General features: G+C 59.2%; 20 protein-coding genes and 1 pseudogene. 16 read left to right on the top strand and 5 right to left on the bottom strand.

Annotation, left to right across the window (positions count from 1 at the left end; genetic code table 11):
• Positions 1-105 (top strand): TauD/TfdA family dioxygenase (locus tag FJ145_16830; protein ID MBM4263082.1); only part of this gene is annotated, 105 nt, incomplete at its 5' end.
• A 491-nt stretch (positions 106-596) separates the two neighbouring features.
• Here FJ145_16830 and FJ145_16825 read toward each other — a convergent pair.
• The 3 genes from FJ145_16825 to FJ145_16815 are packed head-to-tail and all read right to left on the bottom strand — an operon-like array spanning position 597 to position 3281.
• Positions 597-1712, bottom strand: a complete 1116-nt coding sequence (locus tag FJ145_16825; protein ID MBM4263081.1) for an adenylate/guanylate cyclase domain-containing protein — start codon at positions 1710-1712, stop codon at positions 597-599.
• Between the two features lie 11 nt (positions 1713-1723).
• Positions 1724-2557, bottom strand: coding sequence for a hypothetical protein (locus tag FJ145_16820; GenBank protein ID MBM4263080.1), 834 nt, complete (start codon positions 2555-2557; stop codon positions 1724-1726).
• Positions 2499-3281: a sigma-70 family RNA polymerase sigma factor gene (locus tag FJ145_16815; protein MBM4263079.1), complete on the bottom strand. Its 783-nt coding sequence runs from the start codon at positions 3279-3281 to the stop codon at positions 2499-2501. The genes FJ145_16820 and FJ145_16815 overlap by 59 nt, the downstream gene beginning before the upstream one ends.
• A gap of 52 nt (positions 3282-3333) precedes the next feature.
• On the opposite strand from FJ145_16815, the gene FJ145_16810 reads away from it, so the two are divergent.
• The gene (locus FJ145_16810) at positions 3334-4002 is read left to right on the top strand and encodes a hypothetical protein (protein MBM4263078.1); all 669 of its coding nucleotides are present in this window, start codon (positions 3334-3336) and stop codon (positions 4000-4002) included.
• A 28-nt stretch (positions 4003-4030) separates the two neighbouring features.
• Here the strand turns inward: FJ145_16810 and FJ145_16805 are convergent, their stop codons facing one another.
• Positions 4031-4318 carry a hypothetical protein gene (locus FJ145_16805; GenBank protein MBM4263077.1) on the bottom strand — a complete coding sequence of 96 codons (288 nt, stop codon included), beginning with the start codon at positions 4316-4318 and terminating at the stop codon, positions 4031-4033.
• A gap of 236 nt (positions 4319-4554) precedes the next feature.
• Here FJ145_16805 and FJ145_16800 point away from each other — a divergent pair, with 236 nt between their 5' ends.
• The 10 genes from FJ145_16800 to FJ145_16755 all read left to right on the top strand — a co-directional run bounded on the left by FJ145_16800 (position 4555) and on the right by FJ145_16755 (position 12116).
• On the top strand, positions 4555-5367 hold the full coding sequence (locus tag FJ145_16800; protein MBM4263076.1) for a PEP-CTERM sorting domain-containing protein: 813 nt from the start codon (positions 4555-4557) through the stop codon (positions 5365-5367).
• A 206-nt stretch (positions 5368-5573) separates the two neighbouring features.
• Positions 5574-5924 (top strand): carboxymuconolactone decarboxylase family protein, encoded by a 351-nt coding sequence (locus tag FJ145_16795; GenBank protein MBM4263075.1) that lies wholly within the window; start codon positions 5574-5576, stop codon positions 5922-5924.
• 63 nt (positions 5925-5987) lie between these two features.
• Positions 5988-6344: a DUF1499 domain-containing protein gene (locus FJ145_16790; protein MBM4263074.1), complete on the top strand. Its 357-nt coding sequence runs from the start codon at positions 5988-5990 to the stop codon at positions 6342-6344.
• A complete protein-coding gene (locus FJ145_16785; protein ID MBM4263073.1) occupies positions 6341-7555 on the top strand; it encodes an MFS transporter in 1215 nt (404 codons plus the stop codon). The genes FJ145_16790 and FJ145_16785 overlap by 4 nt, the downstream gene beginning before the upstream one ends.
• Positions 7556-7572: 17 nt before the next feature.
• On the top strand, positions 7573-7887 hold the full coding sequence (locus tag FJ145_16780; protein MBM4263072.1) for a pyrimidine/purine nucleoside phosphorylase: 315 nt from the start codon (positions 7573-7575) through the stop codon (positions 7885-7887).
• 311 nt (positions 7888-8198) lie between these two features.
• Positions 8199-9398, top strand: a complete 1200-nt coding sequence (locus tag FJ145_16775; GenBank protein ID MBM4263071.1) for a DEAD/DEAH box helicase — start codon at positions 8199-8201, stop codon at positions 9396-9398.
• 385 nt (positions 9399-9783) lie between these two features.
• The gene (locus FJ145_16770; GenBank protein ID MBM4263070.1) at positions 9784-10767 is read left to right on the top strand and encodes an ABC transporter substrate-binding protein; all 984 of its coding nucleotides are present in this window, start codon (positions 9784-9786) and stop codon (positions 10765-10767) included.
• A gap of 124 nt (positions 10768-10891) precedes the next feature.
• Positions 10892-11755: a DMT family transporter gene (locus FJ145_16765; protein ID MBM4263069.1), complete on the top strand. Its 864-nt coding sequence runs from the start codon at positions 10892-10894 to the stop codon at positions 11753-11755.
• 33 nt (positions 11756-11788) lie between these two features.
• Positions 11789-11995, top strand: coding sequence for a hypothetical protein (locus FJ145_16760; protein ID MBM4263068.1), 207 nt, complete (start codon positions 11789-11791; stop codon positions 11993-11995).
• Positions 11943-12116 carry a hypothetical protein gene (locus FJ145_16755; GenBank protein MBM4263067.1) on the top strand — a complete coding sequence of 58 codons (174 nt, stop codon included), beginning with the start codon at positions 11943-11945 and terminating at the stop codon, positions 12114-12116. Before FJ145_16760 ends, FJ145_16755 begins: the two co-directional genes overlap by 53 nt.
• Positions 12117-12130: 14 nt before the next feature.
• On the opposite strand, the gene FJ145_16750 is transcribed toward FJ145_16755, so the two are convergent.
• A complete protein-coding gene (locus FJ145_16750; GenBank protein ID MBM4263066.1) occupies positions 12131-13285 on the bottom strand; it encodes an aminopeptidase P family protein in 1155 nt (384 codons plus the stop codon).
• 95 nt (positions 13286-13380) lie between these two features.
• Between FJ145_16750 and FJ145_16745 the strand changes: the two genes are divergently transcribed.
• From FJ145_16745 to FJ145_16730, 4 genes and pseudogenes are all read left to right on the top strand, one after another.
• Positions 13381-14007: an HAD family phosphatase gene (locus FJ145_16745; protein ID MBM4263065.1), complete on the top strand. Its 627-nt coding sequence runs from the start codon at positions 13381-13383 to the stop codon at positions 14005-14007.
• A gap of 100 nt (positions 14008-14107) precedes the next feature.
• A complete protein-coding gene (locus FJ145_16740) occupies positions 14108-14878 on the top strand; it encodes a class I SAM-dependent methyltransferase (protein ID MBM4263064.1) in 771 nt (256 codons plus the stop codon).
• Between the two features lie 66 nt (positions 14879-14944).
• A pseudogene (locus tag FJ145_16735) lies at positions 14945-15763 on the top strand (class I SAM-dependent methyltransferase).
• 372 nt (positions 15764-16135) lie between these two features.
• Positions 16136-18355 carry a xanthine dehydrogenase family protein molybdopterin-binding subunit gene (locus FJ145_16730; GenBank protein MBM4263063.1) on the top strand — a complete coding sequence of 740 codons (2220 nt, stop codon included), beginning with the start codon at positions 16136-16138 and terminating at the stop codon, positions 18353-18355.
• Positions 18356-18515 lie beyond the last annotated feature (160 nt).

The raw sequence follows: 18515 nt of genomic DNA, 5'->3' as shown, positions 1-18515 counted from the left end.
ATGTGGGACAATCGCAGCCTCAATCATCAAGCCTGCGGCGGCTATGCGATGGACGACATCCGGCTGCTGCACCGCACGTCGACAATCGGGGACAAGCCATTCTGATCGCGCTCTAGTGCGGCACTGCGGGTCCCACAGCTTCGAAGAGCACGATGCCCAGACTGACCGTCGAGGCCCACTCGAGTTGTTCGCTGGTTTTCCAACGTCGTCGAGGTTTTCATGGGTGCTTCATGTATGTTGTGGGCGCCGCTGAACTCCCGTTGAATTAGAATCAAGGAGTTGTGGTTATGACCTTTCCCATTCTAGTAGAGCCAAGCGACGGACAGTTCGCGGCATCGCTGGTTGGTGAGCCAAGGTGTCGAACTTTGGGGCGAACTCGAAGTCAGGCCGTAGAGGCACTGAAACTTGAAATAGATCGTCGAGTTGCGGCTGGAGAACTAGTTGCCTTAGAGGTTGCGACTTTTAGTGTGTCCGACCTCGCGGGCAAATATGAAGATGATCCGACCCTTCGATCAATCTGCGATGAAGTTTATCAAAAGCGAGATTCGAACGAAGACTGATTCTGTTGGTTATCCTCGGTTCGAAGTATGGACGACCTAGTGCAGCACCGCACGCGCCACGACTTCGAAGAGCACGATGCCCAGCGTGACCGCTGACGCGCCGATCACGAAAGCGGTCCGCTGTTTTTCTAATGTCGTCATGGTCTTCAGGGCTTCGGGTACTTTCGATTCGGCGCGTAGTCTGCGCGCGTGCCACACCGTGTAGAGGTTGGCCAAGGATGCCAGGCTGGTCAGGATGAGAATCGGCACGCGCAGGACGCTCTGATCGAGAAAGGTCAGCAGACCCGCGAGACCGAACAAACCGCCGGCACCGACGGCCACTGCCAGCGGTCCGATCAACGTAACGATGGCGCAGGGCGCGCCGAGGATGCCGAAGACGATGGCGCCGAGGCTGGTCTTCTCTTGGCGGGAAGATTCCGTCGGGTCGTCGCGCAAGCGCGCCGTGCCGCCGGGGTTTAGCCGATAGGCGCGCACCGGGTCGCGAAAGCCCTTGAGCACGGCCTGTTCTTCTTGGGCGCCGCGGAATTGTTCGGGATGTTTGGCGTAGCTCGATTCGCTGATCAGGATTTCACCGGCGCCGGCTTGGGTTTGCAAGCGCGCCGCTAAGTTCACGACGTCGCCGATCGCCGTGTAGTCTTTCGAATCGTCGGATCCCAACCGTCCGACGCGGGCGTGGCCGGTGGCGATCCCCGCCGAAACTTGCAACTCCAACCCGAAGCGCGCGCCGAGCGCTTTCAATTCCGCGCTCAGCTCCACCGCCGCGGCAACCGCGCGGCGCGCGTGATCTTCGTAGCGGATCGGCACGTTAAACAGCGCCATCACCGCGTCGCCGACGTACTTGTCGATAAAGGCGCCGTGCTTGACCAAAATATCGGTCGCCATGCGCAAATAGGCGTCGACGACCTCGTGGGTCTTTTCAGCGCCCAAGTCGTGAGTCAGCTGGGTGAACGATGAGAGATCGGCGAACAACACGGTGACCTCGACGATCTTGCCTTCTTCGACGTGGGTGCTGCAGCGGGTGCAGATGTTGGGGTTGCGCGGGCTGCGCTTGACGCCGAAGGTGCGGTAGACCGCGCCAAGGGAGCCGGACAGCACGGTGCCGCAAACGCTGCACTGTGAAGCCATATGAGCGTGGCGGGCGGCCGATTCCATGATTCTTAAGGTCAGAGGTGCTTGTGCGGATTGGCTTTCGACTTTGCTAGGTCCACCAGATCCGTCATCGCCATGGGCGAGACCAAGATGCAGATGACATCGTTTTCTCTGTGCAAGACAGCGTTAACATTTCCAAGTGAAAAAGCATAGAAGTTAAGCCGCTTTTGCGGGTCATGGAAAATCGCGGCCGACGCCGGCGCATCGCCTTCAGTGCCAACCCAGGTGTAGCACAAGATGGGAAGGTCGGCGCCAGCATAGCGTATCACCAAGACCTCGCGGCGATTGATATTCAATAGCGTGCCGCCGACCGGCCTGATGTGCATCATCGAGAAGTCATAGGCCATGGGCCGAAAGCGGCCATTGACGGTTCGGGCGAGCCTCTCCGCGAGTAGAGTCAGATCTTGGGTCTTGATCTGCAGATCGTCGGTGCTGACGATTTGCTGGTAAGATTCGACCGTTGTAGTCGCCATGGCGGGAAGGCTACTGCGCCGGGTGAGCAGCAATGAAGGCACGACGACCAGTATGAGCAGCGCTGCGATCAACGTACCGCGCACAATGGGATAATACGATTTGGCAAACGGCTCTCTGCGGCGGTGGTCGGCCCGGTTGATGATGCGGGGATCGTTGGCGAGCCGCTGCCGCAAGGCGGAGGAAGCACGAAGGTCCTCGCCGGCCGAGAAGACCGCCTTTTTGAGATTCTTTTCTTGGGCGAGGAGGAATCGGCAGCGGCTGCAACTCTTGAAATGCTCGCCCAGCGCCGCGCGCTCCGCTGCGCCCAACTCGTCATCAACCATGCCGGTGATGAGCTCTCGGACTTCGTCGCAGGTCATCGTTTTCGCTTCCATCTCCAGTTTCAAAATAGCGGCCCAGCAGATCTTGCAGCAGTTGTCTGCCTCGGGACAGGCGGGAGCGTATGGTGCCGATCGGACAGGATAAGACCTCCGCCGCTTCAGCGTAGCTGAACTCGCTCATGTCCACCAGCACAATCGGCAGCCGAAACTCCTCGGGAATCTGCTTGAGCGAGTTATGAATATGATCGCTCAGCTCTTTGCGGAGTAACTGTCCTTCGGGACTCCACTGCTTTTGCTGTTGCGGGTCCCATAGGGCATCGGCGTGGCGCCCATCGCTCTCATGGGTCCCCGCTCGCTGCTTCTTGCGCCACTCGTCGAAAAAAATATTCTGGAGGATTTTCGTGAGCCATGCGCGCATGTTGGTTGGCGGGTCAAATAGTCGATAGGACTCAATGGCGCGCACAAAGGTGTCCTGGACCAGGTCCTGAACTGCGTCGGCCTCGCGCGCGAGGTGATGGGCGATGCGGTACAGATGGTCCACGTGGATCATCGCCTCGCGCACAAAAGCCTCCCTTTGCGCATCATTTGCTGCAGATTCTGCCGTCACGCCAACCGTCGCATCCGGTGCGGTTTGCCGAAAAGTTCTCGACGCTGTGTAAACGTCGAACGGCGCCATTTGGTTCCCGGTATAGCCGAGCGCGAAATATCGAGCCGTGTAGGGAACTTTTTCGGCAAGCTCTTCGTCTTTGGATGAACCGAAGCGCGCTCGGGAGTGCATCGATCAACCAAGGGAGCTACAAAAAGCGGAAATTCTCCGCCAGGAGCAAATCATGAACATGAAATTCTTAGCGCTTGCTGGGCTGCTTGGCACTTTTGCGCTGAACCCGCTCAGCGCCAGCGCCGCTAGTTTCGAGGTCACAATCACTAACATCACTCGCGGCCAACAGTTCACGCCGATCATCGTGGTCAGCCATCGCCCCGGTTTGAAGCTTTTCGAACTGGGGGATCCCGCAAGTGCCGAGCTTGCGACCCTCGCCGAAGAGGGGAACACTCAGCCCCTCGCGGATGCCTTGCGATATCACCCGAGAGTCTTGGACATCGCCAACTCGACCGGGCTGCTCGATCCCGGCGACTCGGTGACAGTGCGCGTGCGCACCCGTGGCGATTTTGATCACGTCAGCTTGGCATCGATGTTGATTCCCACCAACGACGCGTTTTTCGCGCTGAACGGTGTCGCCGGGCCGCATGGACATGGGGTTCGAACTCTCACGTCGGTCGCCTACGACGCCGGGTCGGAAGCCAACGACGAACTTTGCGCCAGCATCCCTGGGCCGTTTTTTGCCGAGTGTGGCGGCCCGGGTGGCGGCGCCGCCCCGGCGGGCGGTGAGGAAGGGTACGTGCATGTTCACGCCGGCATCCACGGCATCGGCAACCTCAGCGCGCCCCTGCGCGATTGGCGCAACCCGGTAGCGCGTATCACCATCCGTCGCGTGCCCTAGATAGCCGTCAGTAAGTCATCGAGGAGGTTTATCGAGCGCGGCATGCGCTCGCAGGATTGGCAACATCCTGCGGGTGCTGCCGCGCTTTCCAACGCGCAATCGGCGGATTCGTCAGCCAGGCGCGCATGTTAGTGGGCGGATCGAAGATGCGATAGGACTCAATGGCACGCACGAAAGTGTCCTGCACCAAATCCTCAACAGCGTCCACTTCGCGGGCGAGGTGAAACGCAACGCGGTAGAGATGATCCGTGTGAATCATCGCCTCGCGCACAAACGCCACCCTTTGGGCATCATTCCATTTTGAATCGGTCGTCACGTCGAGCGGTTTTCTTTGAGAAGTGCTTGATGCTCATTCAAGGAAGCGCGGCGCCAATTGGTTCCCAGTGCATGGCCGGTGCCGCGCAGCCGGCGGGAACTTTTGGCACCAGTTGTTCGTCTAGGGATGAACCGAACACGCTAGGATCCAAGGTGCTCGGGAGTGATGCGATTCCGATTGTTAGCGACTAGTGCGATGCGGTCGCGTCAATGTTGTTTTTCTAAAGGAGAGCACCGATGGTTCAACGTTTATTTATGTCAGTCATGGTTGCGGCGGGCCTTGCCCTGTTGGCGCTGTCCAATGCCGTTAACGCTGCCCCCGTCTCGGTACGGGTCGCCGTCGAAAACCTCGCGCCAACCAACAGTGCTAGTTTCGCGCCGTTGCGCCTGGGCTTTCATGCCGGAACTTTCGACGCCTTTAACAATGGGCAGGTCGCCACCGCGCCCATCGTGTCGGTGGCCGAAGGCGGCAGCGGCTCGGACTGGTTTCCCGCCTTCGCAATCGCCGACCCGACGGCGGTCCTTGGCTCGGTCGGCGGTGCGTTGTTGCCGGGCGCCAGCGCTAGCGGCACGTTCATCGTCGACAGCGTCATTAACCGCTTTTTCACTTTCGCATCGATGGTCATACCCAGTAACGATCTGTTCATTGGCAACGATGCGCCGACCGCGTTCGAGCTCTTTGATGCCGCGGGGAACCTGCGCATCAACTCGATCGGGCAAACCGCCGGCCAGATTTGGGACGCTGGTTCCGAGACGGCGGATCCCGCCAACGCCGCCTTCGTTGTCGGCGGCGTCAACGACAATCGAACGCCGCAGAACGGCGTCGTCTCGTTCAGTTTCGCGGAACTGGCGGTCTTTAATGGCCTGGCCACGGCCGGAGGGTACGTATTCGATAGCAGTGCCCTTACGACCGGCACGAATGTCTATCGCATCTCTTTCACAACCAGTGCCGTACCTGAACCGGCGTCGCTGGCGCTTCTCACGGCCGGTCTCCTCGCCCTGGGTTGGGGGTTGCGTCGGCAGCGCTCGACGCTGAGTTCAGCGAGCTGAGACGGCTTCCAGAGTAGCACTCGTCGCGACGAGCGGCGTTTCTGCCAAAACGCCGAATGTTTTCTTCGCTGCACGCGTCGGCGGTGCTCGCGGGGCGTTGATCCCGCGGGCGCCGCCGCTAATTCTCCCCGACCAGTCGAGCGTCGGGTAGCATCCCGGCGAAAATCCAGACATAATGAACAACCTTTGATGGAGGTTGTTCGAGTATGGCCGATCACTATCACGATCCGGAAGATATCAAACTGATGCGCGAGATGCGTAAGCTCGCGCCCGAAGATTTCAACGCCTGGCTTGGTTTAGAGAAGAGCGTCGGCCGCGACAACGGCGCGATTCCCAAAAAATATCGCGAGTTGATCGCCATTGCCGTGGCGGCGACGACCCAGTGTCCTTATTGTTTGGAAGGCCACGCCAAAGCGGCCCACATGGCGGGCGCGACCCGCGAAGAGGTCGTCGAAGCCACGTTCATCGCCGCCGCCTTGCGTGCCGGCGCGGCGGCAACCCACGGCACCATGGCGCTTAAATTTTTCGACAAACAAGCGGAAGCCAAGAAAGAGTAGCCGTTGCCGCTGTTTGCATTCTCCGGCAGGCGGCCGGGAAATCTGGGCGTGAGCTCCGGCCGACTGTCGCCTTGTCCTTGCTCCCCCAATTGTGTTTCCACCGACGCCGATGACATCGATCACAATATTCCCGGCTTCGAGTGTGTCGTGGCGCCCACCGATGCCTGGCGCGCGGCGCACGCCGCGGTGGTGGCGCTGCCGCGCACGACCGTTGTCACGGATGCGCCCGAGTATCTGCATGCCGAATGCCGCAGCGCATTTTTCGGCTTTGTCGACGACCTCGAGATGCACTTGCGCGCCAAACAAAATCTGATCGCAGTGCGCTCGGCGTCACGTTTAGGGCGGAGCGATTTTGGCGTGAATAAGAAACGCATAGAAGAGTTGCGCCAGAGCTTGCGCGCCCAGGGCGTGATTCGATGACCAACGAATCTCACGACAAGACTTGGCTGTGGATCACCATGGCGGCCGCGGCGTTGTTCATGATCACCATGGGCGTGCGGCAGTCGCAGGGGCTGTTTTTGTTTCCGATCAGCGGCTCCACCGGCGTTGGCATCGCAGCGATCAGTTTTGCCATGGCGGTGGGCCAGTTTATGTGGGGTTTGGCGCAGCCGGTGGGCGGCGCGCTGGCCGATCGCTTCGGTGTTGGCCGGGTGCTGATCGGCGGCGTTTTGATCCTCGCGACGGGGATGGCGTTGACACCGGTTCTCACCAACCAGCTCGGTATGGTCGTGACCATTGGCATTCTCTCGGCTCTGGGCTCAGGGGCCGGTAGCTTTACGGTGTTGATCGGTGCCATGGCGCGCCGTTTGGCGCCGCGCGAGCGCGCCATGGCTTCGGGCCTCATCAGCGGCGGCGGCTCCTTCGGCCAATTTCTGTATGCGCCTTTGGCGCAGGTGCTGATTGTCGCTTGGGGCTGGATGGGGGCCATGTGGTCGCTGGCGGCGCTGTCGCTGCTGGCATTGCCGTTGGTGAGAACCATCGTTGGGCCCGCCGCGCAGGGGGGCGCGGTGGGGAGCGCCGACGGCAGCATGGGCGCGACGCTGCGCACGGCGTTTGGCAACTATAGTTATCTCTTGCTGCACGGCAGCTTTCTCACCTGCGGTTTTCACATTGCGTTTCTCGTTACGCATTTGCCGGGGGAAGTTGATCTGTGTGGCTTGCCGGCGTCGGTGGCGAGCTGGTCGTTGGCGATCATCGGCTTGGCCAATATCGCCGGCAGCTTCGCCGCCGGCTGGATGCTCAACCACTTTCGCGGCAAATATATTCTCTTCGGCATGTACGGCTCGCGCACGCTGCTAATCCTCTTGTATCTTGCCGCGCCGAAGACAGAGTGGACGTTTTACCTGCTGGCGATCGGGCTGGGTTTTTCCTGGCTTGGTACCGCCCCACCGACGGCTGGTGTCGTCGGCAAACTCTTCGGCACTCGCTATCTGGCGACGCTTTATGGCATGACCATGTTGTCGCATCAGATCGGCGGTTTCTTTGGCGCCTGGCTCGGCGGCCTTGCGTTTGCCTACTATGGCAACTATCAGTGGATGTGGTACGCCGATGCTGTGTTTGCCGCCATCGCCGCATTGTTGAATCTGCCGATCAAAGAACCGCGACTGGAGCCGCGCGCCGCGCCGGCATAATTGCAAGGGAGCAGGGCATGTCAGAATTCACCAACGTCACCGTTGTCAAAAAAGCCAATGTTTACTTTGACGGTAAGGTAATCAGCCGCTCGGTGATTTTTGCCGATGGCTCGAAGAAAACGCTCGGTGTCATGCAACCGGGCGAATATGAATTTAGCACCGGCGACAAAGAGATCATGGAAATCATCAGCGGCGAATTGGACATCGAGCTGCCCGGTGCGAGCGGATGGAAAGCGATCAAAGGCGGGGAGTCGTTCGAGGTGGCCGCCAATGCGAAGTTTCGCATGCGGGTGAAAACCTTAACCGATTATTGTTGTTCGTTTGTGAAATAAGGTCTCGGATATTTCTCGCGCAGAGGCGCCGAGGGCGCAGCGCGGCAAGACCGCAACCGAATCCAGCAAGGGATTGGAACACAAAGAGCACAAGGGAGCAGAAAGGCGCTGCGCGCTCGGATTCGGATTCGGAGCCGGAGAGTCAACCGCAAAGATCGCAAAGAACGCAAAAATTTCGGCGAAGAAATATTCACCACGAAGACCGCGACGGTAAGTGAAAAGTTAAAAAACTTCTCCGAACTTCGTGATCTTCGTGCTTTCGTGGTGATGGGTTCCGTGAACGAAAACCGTCAAATAGCGACCGAAAAACTATGCCATTTTCTAAACTAGGTTTATCTCCCAAAGTTGTCGAAGGCGTTGCGGCCGCGGGCTACACCGATCCGACGCCGATTCAGCTGTGCGCGATTCCGCTGATTCTCGAAGGCCGCGATTTGATCGGCTCGGCGCAGACCGGCACGGGAAAAACCGCGGCGTTTGCGCTGCCGCTGATATCAAAGTTAGAGCAGCGCGGCCATTTGCGCGCGCTTGTGCTCGAGCCGACGCGCGAACTGGCGGCGCAGGTGGAGACGGCGATTCGCGACTACGCGCGCTTTACCGATCTGCGCACTGTGGTGCTGTTCGGCGGCACGGGTTACGGCAAGCAGGATCAGATGCTGCGCCGCGGCGCTGACATCGTGGTCGCCACGCCGGGCCGTTTGCTCGATCAGTTGCAGCGCAAGATGCTACGGCTCGACCGCATCGACATGTTGGTGCTCGACGAAGCGGACCGCATGCTCGACATGGGTTTCATGCCCGACGTGCGCAAGATCATCGAGCGCTGCCCGAAGGCGCGCCAGACGATGCTATTTTCCGCGACCATCCCGCCGGAGATCGAACAGCTCTGCCGCTGGGCGCTGCGCAATCCCGAGACAGTGGAGATCGGCCAGCGGCGGGCTGCCGCGGAGACGGTGACCCATGCCTTCTACCCGGTCGACATCGGCCAGAAGCAGGAGTTGCTCCAAGATCTGTTGAAACGCACCGATTACGATCAGGTGCTGATCTTCTGCCGCACCAAGGACGGCGCAGACAAAGTCGCGCGTCAGTTGCATCAACAGGGCCACTCGGTGGCAGTGCTGCATTCCAATCGGACCCAGCGCGAGCGCGAGCAGGCGTTGAACGGTTTTCGCAACGGCCGCTACGAAGTGATGGTCGCCACCGATATTGCGGCGCGCGGCATCGACGTCGAACAGATCAGCCACGTGATCAATTTCGATGTGCCGCACCATCCGGAAGACTACGTGCACCGCATCGGCCGCACCGGCAGAGCGCAGAGCGTCGGCGACGCCTTTACGATCATGACTGCGGAAGATTTGCAGGAAGTGGCGGCCATCGAGCATTTCATTGGCCAGAAAATCCCGCGCGTAAAATTGGAAGGCTTTGCTTACGAATATTGCCGGCTGCTCGACCCCAATCCGAAGCCGATCTTCGGCACCAAGGCGCGCGCCGGCGCGCGGCCGCGGCGCAGATGGTGAAGGATGGCCGCAAAAAACGCAAAAGGCGCAAAAATCGGAGTGGGGATATTCACCAGGAAGGACAGGAAGGACACGAAGGTAAGAGAAGAAAATTAAAACGTTTCATCCGAACTTCGTGCCCTTCGTGTGCTCCTTCGTGGTGAAATCAGAATTTCGCCCCCAATAAAGTTTTCGCCCGAAGTCGGATTGATTAACCGCAAAGCATGTCCTGAGCTCAGTCGAAGGGAACGCAGAGAACGCAAAAAACAACAATCGGATGTAGGGGCGGGTCTCAGACCCGCCCGCTCTTCGAAACCTGTGCCAACAAGCACGATCTAGCAGAGAAAGCAGATCCTTCGGCGGACCTCAGGATGACATTCGGGGGTCGTACGAATGAGCGGAATTTATGTTGTTATTCTTGTCGCTGGTATTCATGGTTTTTTCGTCGTTCGGCGCCGCCGACGCCCAGCCCCTGGAAAAGCTCCGCCTTACTTACAGCGCCATCGGCGGTTCGCAGGCTTCGTTGTGGATTCCCTACGAAGCCGGCATCTTTCGCAACCACGGGCTTGACGTCGAATTGCTCTACGTCGCCGGCGGCGGCCGGGCGGCGCAGGTGGTGCAGTCGGGCGAAGTGCCGATCGGGGTTTTCACCGGCGGTTCAGTGATCAATTCCAACCTGGCCGGCGGCGATCTGGTCGTTATCGCCAGCTCGATGAATGTCATGACGTTCGTCGTGATGGCGCGTCCCGATATCAAGCGCATCGAAGAGCTCAAGGGCAAAAAGCTCGGTGTGTCGCGCTTTGGCTCCGCCACAGATTTCGGTTTGCGCTACGTTGAGGAACAGTGGCCGGTCAAACGGCAGCGCGATTTCGCCGTCCTACAAATGGGAGGTGTGACCGATGTTTTCAACGCCTTGCGCGCCGGGGTGATCGACGCCGGAGTGATCAACGCCGAGCTTGCCATCATTGGGCGCAGAGAAAATTTCCGTGAGCTGGCGGACATCGCAAAAATGGGCATCCAGTTTCCGACTTCGTCGGTGATCACGACGCGGTCGTTCATCAAGCGCAGCGAAAACACCGTGCGCAAATTCATCCGTGGCTTTGTCGAGGGCGTGCATTTCGCCAAGACTCAGCGCGGGCCGGCGACCAAGATCATGATGAAATATCTGCGCAGCAGCGACGCGTCGATGTTCAACGAGCTCTACGACATGTATATTTTGCAAAACATCCCGCGCATTCCCCGGCCATCGCCCGAGTCGCTGAAAACTGTCATCGATCAGATGGTTGAAACCGAGCCGCGCGCCGCCGGACTCAAGCCCGAGCAGTTCATCGACAACCGCTTCTTTCAGGAGCTGGATAAAGAAGGGTTCATCCAGCGCCTGTGGAAGTAGGTCCACTTTGTTCTAGCTGACATAGGATGATTCGACCAACTCACAGCGCTAGCCTTCATATTGGGCAAGCGCGAATCTCGAGCACAGTAGACGAGCGACGAGCACGATCCACCAGCACGGTTCTATGTCTCCACAACTGATCGCTCTTGCCGCCGCGCTGTCCTACGCGATCTCCGGCATTTCCGCCAAGCGCGGTCTACGTTATTCAACACCGATTACGGTGACGCTGGTGTCGGTGGCGATCCACGCCGTTGGGCTCTGGGTAGCGCTGCTGATTTTTCGCGGTATCCCCGAGGTTTCCTGGTGGGTGCTGTTTCTGTTTGCCGTGAGCGGTTTGATTCAGCCGGTCTTGCGCTTTCTCACCTATGCCGGCATTCATCATGTCGGCGCCGCCGCGGGGACGACGCTGCGCGGCGCGCACCCGTTGTTTAGCACCTCGCTGGCGGTGCTATTGCTGGGTGAGCCGCTGACGCTGCCGATCTTGCTCGGCACGATTCTCATTGTCACCGGTGTTGGCCTGGTGTCCTGGCAGAGCGGCAACTGGCCGGCCAACTTTCGCTGGTGGTATCTTGCCTATCCGCTCAGTGCGGCGTTTCTTGCCGGCGTCAGCCATCCGCTGCGCCGCTACAGCTTGGGCTTGGCGAACGAACCGCTTTATCTCGCCGCGGTTATTGGCATTGTCGCGCTGCCCTGGTTGGCCAGCGCGACGCTCATGCCGGGGCAAAAGCAGAAGCCCGTATGGGACCGCCGCGCGCTTGGGCCGTTTCTCATGGCAGGAACTTTCGAAACGTTGGGCATTGTCCTAGTCATCGCCGCGCTCAGCGTCGGCCAAGTCGTGGTGGTCTCGCCGATCATCGCCACAAGCCCGCTGTGGATCACGCTCGGCACCTGGTTGTTCTTGCACGACATCGAAAAACTGACCCTGCGCACGGTGCTCGGGGCGATATGCGTCGTCGCGGGAACGATTACGATATCGTTGGTGCGGTGAGGTGATCGTTCGCAGGAACTTCGGAGCCCTTGTATGGACAAGACGAACCGTAAATATAGCAACTTCGACCAGATGAAAGCCGACGAGTATCGCTATTGGCAGAGTCGGCCCGCCTATGAACGAATCGACGCCGTAGAAGAAATGATCAAAACCGCCTTCGCCCTCAAGGGCTGGGAGATGGAGCCGGATGAACTCAGACTACAAAGACCTTTTGTCCGCCTTCAATGCCCATGGCGTTAGATATCTTATCGTTGGGGGTTATGCGGTCATGTTCCATGCCCCTCGCTTCACGAAGGATATAGATCTTTTCATCCAGGCCGACGCGGCGAATGCGCCGCAAAAACCACGAAGCAGAAAATAGCAGCGCGGTTGAGTTCAGCCGCCGCACACCACCCACTGCCGCGGATACTTGTTCAACGACTCGCAGCCGGTCTTTGTCACCAGCAGCGTCTCGCCGAACTGCAAACCCATCTTCTCGTCGTTGGTCATCAAGTTGGGTTGGATGACGATGACCATGTTTTCGCGGAAGGTGATGTCGCGCGATTCGTGGCGTTTTCGGGTTTTGGTTTGAAAGATCGGCGGATATTGATTGACGCCGTGGACCAGGTCGTCGTAGGTGCTGTAGCCGCGCTGGTGGATGATTTCCGCGGCTTCCTCGGCTTGGCTGACGGTGGCGCCGTCTTTGATGACTTTCGCTAGCACGTCGAAAGCTTCCATCGCGGCGTCGTGCATCTTTTGCCATTCCGGCGTCGGTCCTTCGCCGATCGAAAAAGTCCGATGTATCTGGCCGCTGTAGCCAGAGTAGGCGCCGCTGATTTCCGTGATCAGCGCGTCACCTCGCGCTAATTTCCGACTAGAATGAAACTGCGACGGCACGCAGAAGTCCGGGCTGCGCATCGGCATGCTGCTCATGAAGTGAATGCCGGCGTAGCCGCCTTGTTTGAGATAGACCGGCTCGATGATCGCCGGGATTTCGTCTTCGCGCAGGCCGGCTTTGAGCCCTTCGGCCATCGCTTTGATCGAATCGTCGGTGAGCTTGGACGCCAGACGAATCCGCTCGATCTCCGCCGGGCTCTTGATCGTGCGCATCACGCGCATTCTGCCGCCCAAGTCGACGAAGGTGGCGTTGGGATATTTTTCACGTAACGAATTGTAAAGTTGGAAACCGACGGACCCCACCAGGCCGATCTTTTTTCCTTCGAGGCCGCGCTCGGCGATCAATTCCATCACACTGCGGTTGGTGTTGGCGCCGGCCCAGCGCACGTCTTTGATCCACGACATGACCCGCGCCATGGGGAAGTGGTTGAACAGCTGCATCAAGATGACCGGATCTTTGCCGGGCTGCATCAGCAGGTAGGCTTCGCGGCTGCTCGGCCAGTCGGAGAGCCAATAGATATCCGACGCGTAGCGGCCGCTGCCGTAAAAAAGCACGGCGTCGACGCCTTCCTGTTCCATCAAGCCATAGACGGCTTTGTGGCGGCGGTTCAACTCTTCGTCGGCAAATGTCGGGTAATCGGATCGTTGGCGCATTTCAACAACTCCTGCAGAGAAATTCTGTTCGGTTGAGTTAGCGAACGGCTCGTGAATTTTTTATCATTGAACGGTTTGGCGTCGCAACAATAACAGTGCCGGTTTCGAACAGTTGGGAGATGGCGTTGAATATCGTTTTCGATCTTGGGGGAGTTTTGGTGCGCTGGGCGCCAGAGGCGCTTATTGCCGAGTCGTTCAGCGATCCGGCGGCGCGTCAGAAAGTGCTCGATGGATTCGTTGCCCATGCCGATTGGCAGGCGCTCGACCGCGGCACGCTGGCGCCGCGCGATGCGGTGGCGCGCGCCAGCGCGCGCACGGGCTTGCCGGCGCGCGAGATTGCCCAATTTCTCGACGGTGTGCCGGCGTCGCTTACGCCGATCGCCGAGACCGTCGCTTTGTTGGAGCACTTGAAGAGCCAGGGTCGAAGGTTATTCTGTTTGTCGAACATGCACTTCGCATCCATCGATTACATCGAGCGCACCCATGGTTTCTTTCGACTCTTCGACGGCGCGGTGATCTCCTGCCGCTTGAACCTGATCAAACCGGAAGCGGCGATCTATGAGCATCTGTTGGGCGCGCATGGGCTGCCGGCGAACGAGACTATTTTCATCGACGACGTCGAGGCCAACGTGGCGGCCGCGGCGCAACTCGGCATGCGCACGATTCGCTTCCAGCACGCCGCGCAATGCGCCCAAGAGTTGCAAAGATTGGGCGGCTTGTAGCTATGGACAAAGGTGGGCTTCCGTGCAAATCTCGCGGGCAATCAATTCTTAATAAATATAGGAGACAGCTATGAAACTTTCGTCGTACAAGCGGTTCGGAATGGGCGTGAGCCTGCTCGCGCTGTTGTTGTTTGCTGCTGTCGTGCCGGCGGCGGAGTACCAGCCGCAGGTCGGCCAAGAGGGCAAAGACGTCATCTGGGTGCCGACGCCGCAGGCTTTGGTCGAGAAGATGCTCGACATGGCCAAGGTGACGCCGAAAGATTACGTCATCGATCTTGGCTCCGGCGATGGCCGCACCGTCATCACGGCGGCCAAGCGCGGCTCCAAAGCGCTGGGCATCGAATACAACCCCGACATGGTCGAGCTGTCGAAACGCAACGCCGCCAAAGAGGGCGTGAGCGACAAGGCGAGCTTTATCAAAGCCGATTTGTTCGAGAGCGATTTCTCCCAGGCGCAGGTGATTACCATGTTCTTGCTGCCGGATATCAATTTGCGCTTGCGGCCGAAGATTCTCGACTTGAAGCCCGGCACGCGCATCGTTTCCAATTCCTTCACCATGGGCGAATGGACCGCCGAGGACACTCAGAAGGTGACCGAGGGCTGCGCTTCGTATTGCACGGCCTATCTGTGGATCGTGCCGGCGAAAGTGGAAGGGACCTGGCAGCTGCCGCAGGGCGAGTTGACGCTCAAGCAGAGCTTCCAGATGCTCACCGGCTCGCTGAAAACCGGCGATCGCGTGGTGCAAATCACCGACGGCAAGATGAATGGCGAGCAGATTTCTTTCACCGCCGGCGGCACGACGTATCGTGGGCGTGTCAGCGGCAATACCATTGAAGGCCCGATTCCCTGGAAGGCGACGCGCGCGAAGTAGCGATGTAGGTGCGGACTCCTGTGTCTGCCCATTAAAAATTTTCGTGGAAAATTGGGAAGAGATCTCATGGTAAATTGTTACAGTGCCCGCGGTATGTTTTTCGTCTTGGTTGTTTTTGCGTTGGCCTCGACTGCTGCCGCGCAAACCGACGCGCCCAAGGATTATCAACCGCGCGTCGGCCAGGCCGGCAAAGATGTTATCTGGGTGCCGACGCCGCAGGAGCTGGTCGATAGGATGCTCAATATGGCCAAGGCGGCACCGGGCGATTTCGTCATGGACCTGGGCTCCGGCGATGGCCGCACCGTGATCACCGCGGCCAAACGCGGCATTCGCGCCCACGGCATCGAATACAACGCCGACATGGTCGAGCTGTCCAAGCGCAACGCCGTCAAAGAGGGGGTGAGCGACCGCGCGACCTTCGAGAAAGCCGACCTCTTCGAAACCGACCTGTCAAAGGCCTCGGTGATTACGTTGTTCTTGCTGCCCGAAATCAATCTCAAGCTGCGGCCGAAGATTCTCGACCTAAAGCCAGGCACGCGGGTGGTTTCCAATTCCTTCACCATGGGCGAGTGGTCGTCGGACGAGCACGCGATCCTGAGCGACGACTGCATGACCTGGTGAACCGCGCTCCTATGGATCGTGCCGGCCAAAGTCGCCGGCACATGGCAGCTGCCGCAGGGCGAGCTGACGCTCAAGCAGAGCTATCAGATGTTGTCCGGCGATTTGAAAGCAGGGAATCAGTCCACCGGCATCAGCAACGGCCGCATAAACGGCGAGCAGATCAGCTTTGCCATCGGTGCGACCACCTACACGGGCCGTGTGAACGGCAACAGCATCGAAGGTAAAACCAGCAGCGGGCAGAGCTGGAAAGCGCTGCGCAAATAGCGCTGTCCGCTTTGTTGTTGGCGTCTCAGCGGAGACAGTGTTGATAGCTGGACTCCGCGCGCAGCGAAGCATCTGCTTGTTCGGCTGGCGCAATCGGCAGATTCTTCGACTTGGTCTCAGAATGACAGTCGTGGACGCACGAGGAGTGATGAGTTCACGCTGTCGATTGCCATGACGGCAGGGGAGATTTTTCTCATCACCGCCGGACCTGTATCCTGACTCCTAACCCGGCGCACCGCATTCGGCGCGCATCTTGTCAGCGTTTACCCATCCATAAGCCCTGGACAAGCGCCAGGTTCCGTTTTAGAAATGGCTGTCGCGTGCGGCAGCGCTGCACGCGGGGCTTTCATCATTCATAACGGAGGAATCTAAATGACGCAGGTAGTGGGCAAGCCGACGCCTCGGGTGGAAGGTGAGCTGAAGGTAACGGGCAAGGCGCAATACAGCGCCGATTTGAAATTGCCGGCGACGCTGTGGGGGCGTTGTCTGCGCAGTCCGGTGGCGTATGGCAAGATCAAGCGCATCGACACCAGCAAAGCCGAGCGCGCGCCAGGGGTGAAGGCGGTGTTGGTCGGTTCAGAGGTGCCTGGCCTGCGCATTGGACGGTGCATCTACGACACGCCGGTGTTGGCCGATGGCCAAGTGCGGTTCATCGGTGAGAAGGTCGCGGCGGTCGCCGCGGCGACCAAGCAGCAGGCCGAAGCCGCGCTGGAATTGATCGAGGTCGAGTATGAAGAGATGGAACCGCTGCTCGACCCCGAGGAAGCCGCCAAAGACGGCTCGATGATTTTGCATCCCGATCTGCTTTCCTATCGAGGTCTACCGGTGCCGGTGGAGAAGTTGGGCAACGTGTTTGCCTATCTCAAATGGGGCAAGGGCGATATCGAGGCCGGCTTTCGCGAAGCCGATCTGATCGTCGAAAATACTTTTACGACGCAAGTGACGCATCAGACTTATTTAGAGCCGCACGCCTGTGTCGCCAACGCGCGGCCTGACGGCAGCGCCGATATCTGGTCGTGCAGCAAGACGCCGTATGCGGTGCGCGGCCAATTGTCTAACTGCATCGGCATCGCCAAGGAAAAGTTGGTTTTTCATCCGATGCACATCGGCGGCGACTTCGGCGGCAAGGGCGGCTTCATGGACGTGGCGCTGGCTTACTTTTTGTCGAAGAAGGCGGGCGCACCGGTGAAGATGGTGATGGACTACACCGAAGAATTGACCGCCGGCAATCCGCGTCACGCGTCGATCATAAAAGTTCGGACGGGCGTTAAGAAAAACGGCGTGATCACGGCGCATCACATGGACTTTCTCTTCGACAGCGGTGCCTATGCGTCGATGAAGCCGGCGGGTTATTTGATCGGCGCGTCGACCTGCGCCGGCCCGTACAAAATCAACAACTGTTTGATCGAAGAGCGCATGGTTTATACGAATAAGATCCCTTGCGGTCACATGCGCGCGCCGGGCGACCCGCAGGGCTTTTTCGCCAACGAGAGCCAGATGGACATCGTCGCGCGCAAGCTCGGCATGGATCCGGTGGATTTCAAGCGCAAAAACCTAATGAAGGACGGCGACTCGACACCCATCGGCGGCCACATCTCGCACATCCGCGGCAACGAAGCGTTGGACAAAGCCATCGATCTCGCCGGCTATCGTAGACCCAAGGGCAAAAACATCGGCCGCGGTTTGGCATTTTCCGAGTGGAGCCCGAGCGGCGGCGAAGGCAGCATTTTTGTAACCATCGACGAATCGGGCAAGGTGAAAATTTCTTCGCCCGTGGTCGATCAGGGTGCCGGCGTGTTGACCGTCATCGTCGAGTGTGTCGGCGAAGAGCTTGGCATCCCCGCCGCGGAAATCGAACTGATCCAAACCGACAGCACGGTGGTGCCGAGCGACGGCGGCGTCGGCGGCAGCCGGGCGACGCGCGTGTACGGCAACGCGGCCTACGAAGGCGGCAAGAAAGCGCGCGAGGAATTATTCAAATATGCGGCGCAGTCTTTGGAAGTGGACGCCAAAGAGCTGGAGCTCGACCGCGGCAGCGTCGCGCACAAGAAATCCAAACGCAAGATGAGTTTTGCTCAGGTAATAAAATTTAAAGGTTCGCCGATTCACGAGCTGGGCTACTACAAGAGCGCGGAAAAGTCGCACGATGCGTCCGTCTCGGCGCAGATCTGCGAAGTGCACGTTGACCCGGAGACCGGCAAAGTCACGCTGCGCAACATGGTCTCGGCGCATACTACAGGCAAAGTCATCAATCCCCTGATGCACCAGGGGCAGATCGACGGCGGTGTGGTGTTCGGTCTGGGCTACGCGCTGACCGAAGAGATCAATTTCGATGGCCCGCGCATCACAACCACCAACATGGGCGAGTTCAAGATTCCCAACATCACGGACATTCCGCCGTTGAAGACGCACGTAGCGGAGATCGTGCCCGGCGGCCCTGGACCCTATAATAGTTTGGCCATCGGCGAAGTAGCGAACACGCCGACGGCGGCTGCGGTGGCCAACGCCGTCGCCGACGCCTGCGGCGTGCGCATCACCGATCTGCCGGTAACGTCGGAAAAGGTGTGGGCGGCGCTGAAAGCGCGCGGGTAACGCAAGGGGAATGTGCTTACGCTCGCCCACGAAGCATGAAAGTTCTCTACCCCGTTTCGGGGGAGCGTTAGAGTGGGGGCCGTCTCGAAGCGTGTGGCCCTATCCCAACCTTCCCCCGAGGCGGGGGAAGGAGCAGTCAACGGAGTTCTAAGCGCGCTAT

The organism is Deltaproteobacteria bacterium (assembly GCA_016874755.1).
GTDB lineage: Bacteria > Desulfobacterota > Binatia > UBA9968 > UBA9968 > DP-20.
Note: the sequence above shows the minus strand (reverse complement) of the source record. Positions and strands in the feature narration are given on the sequence as shown.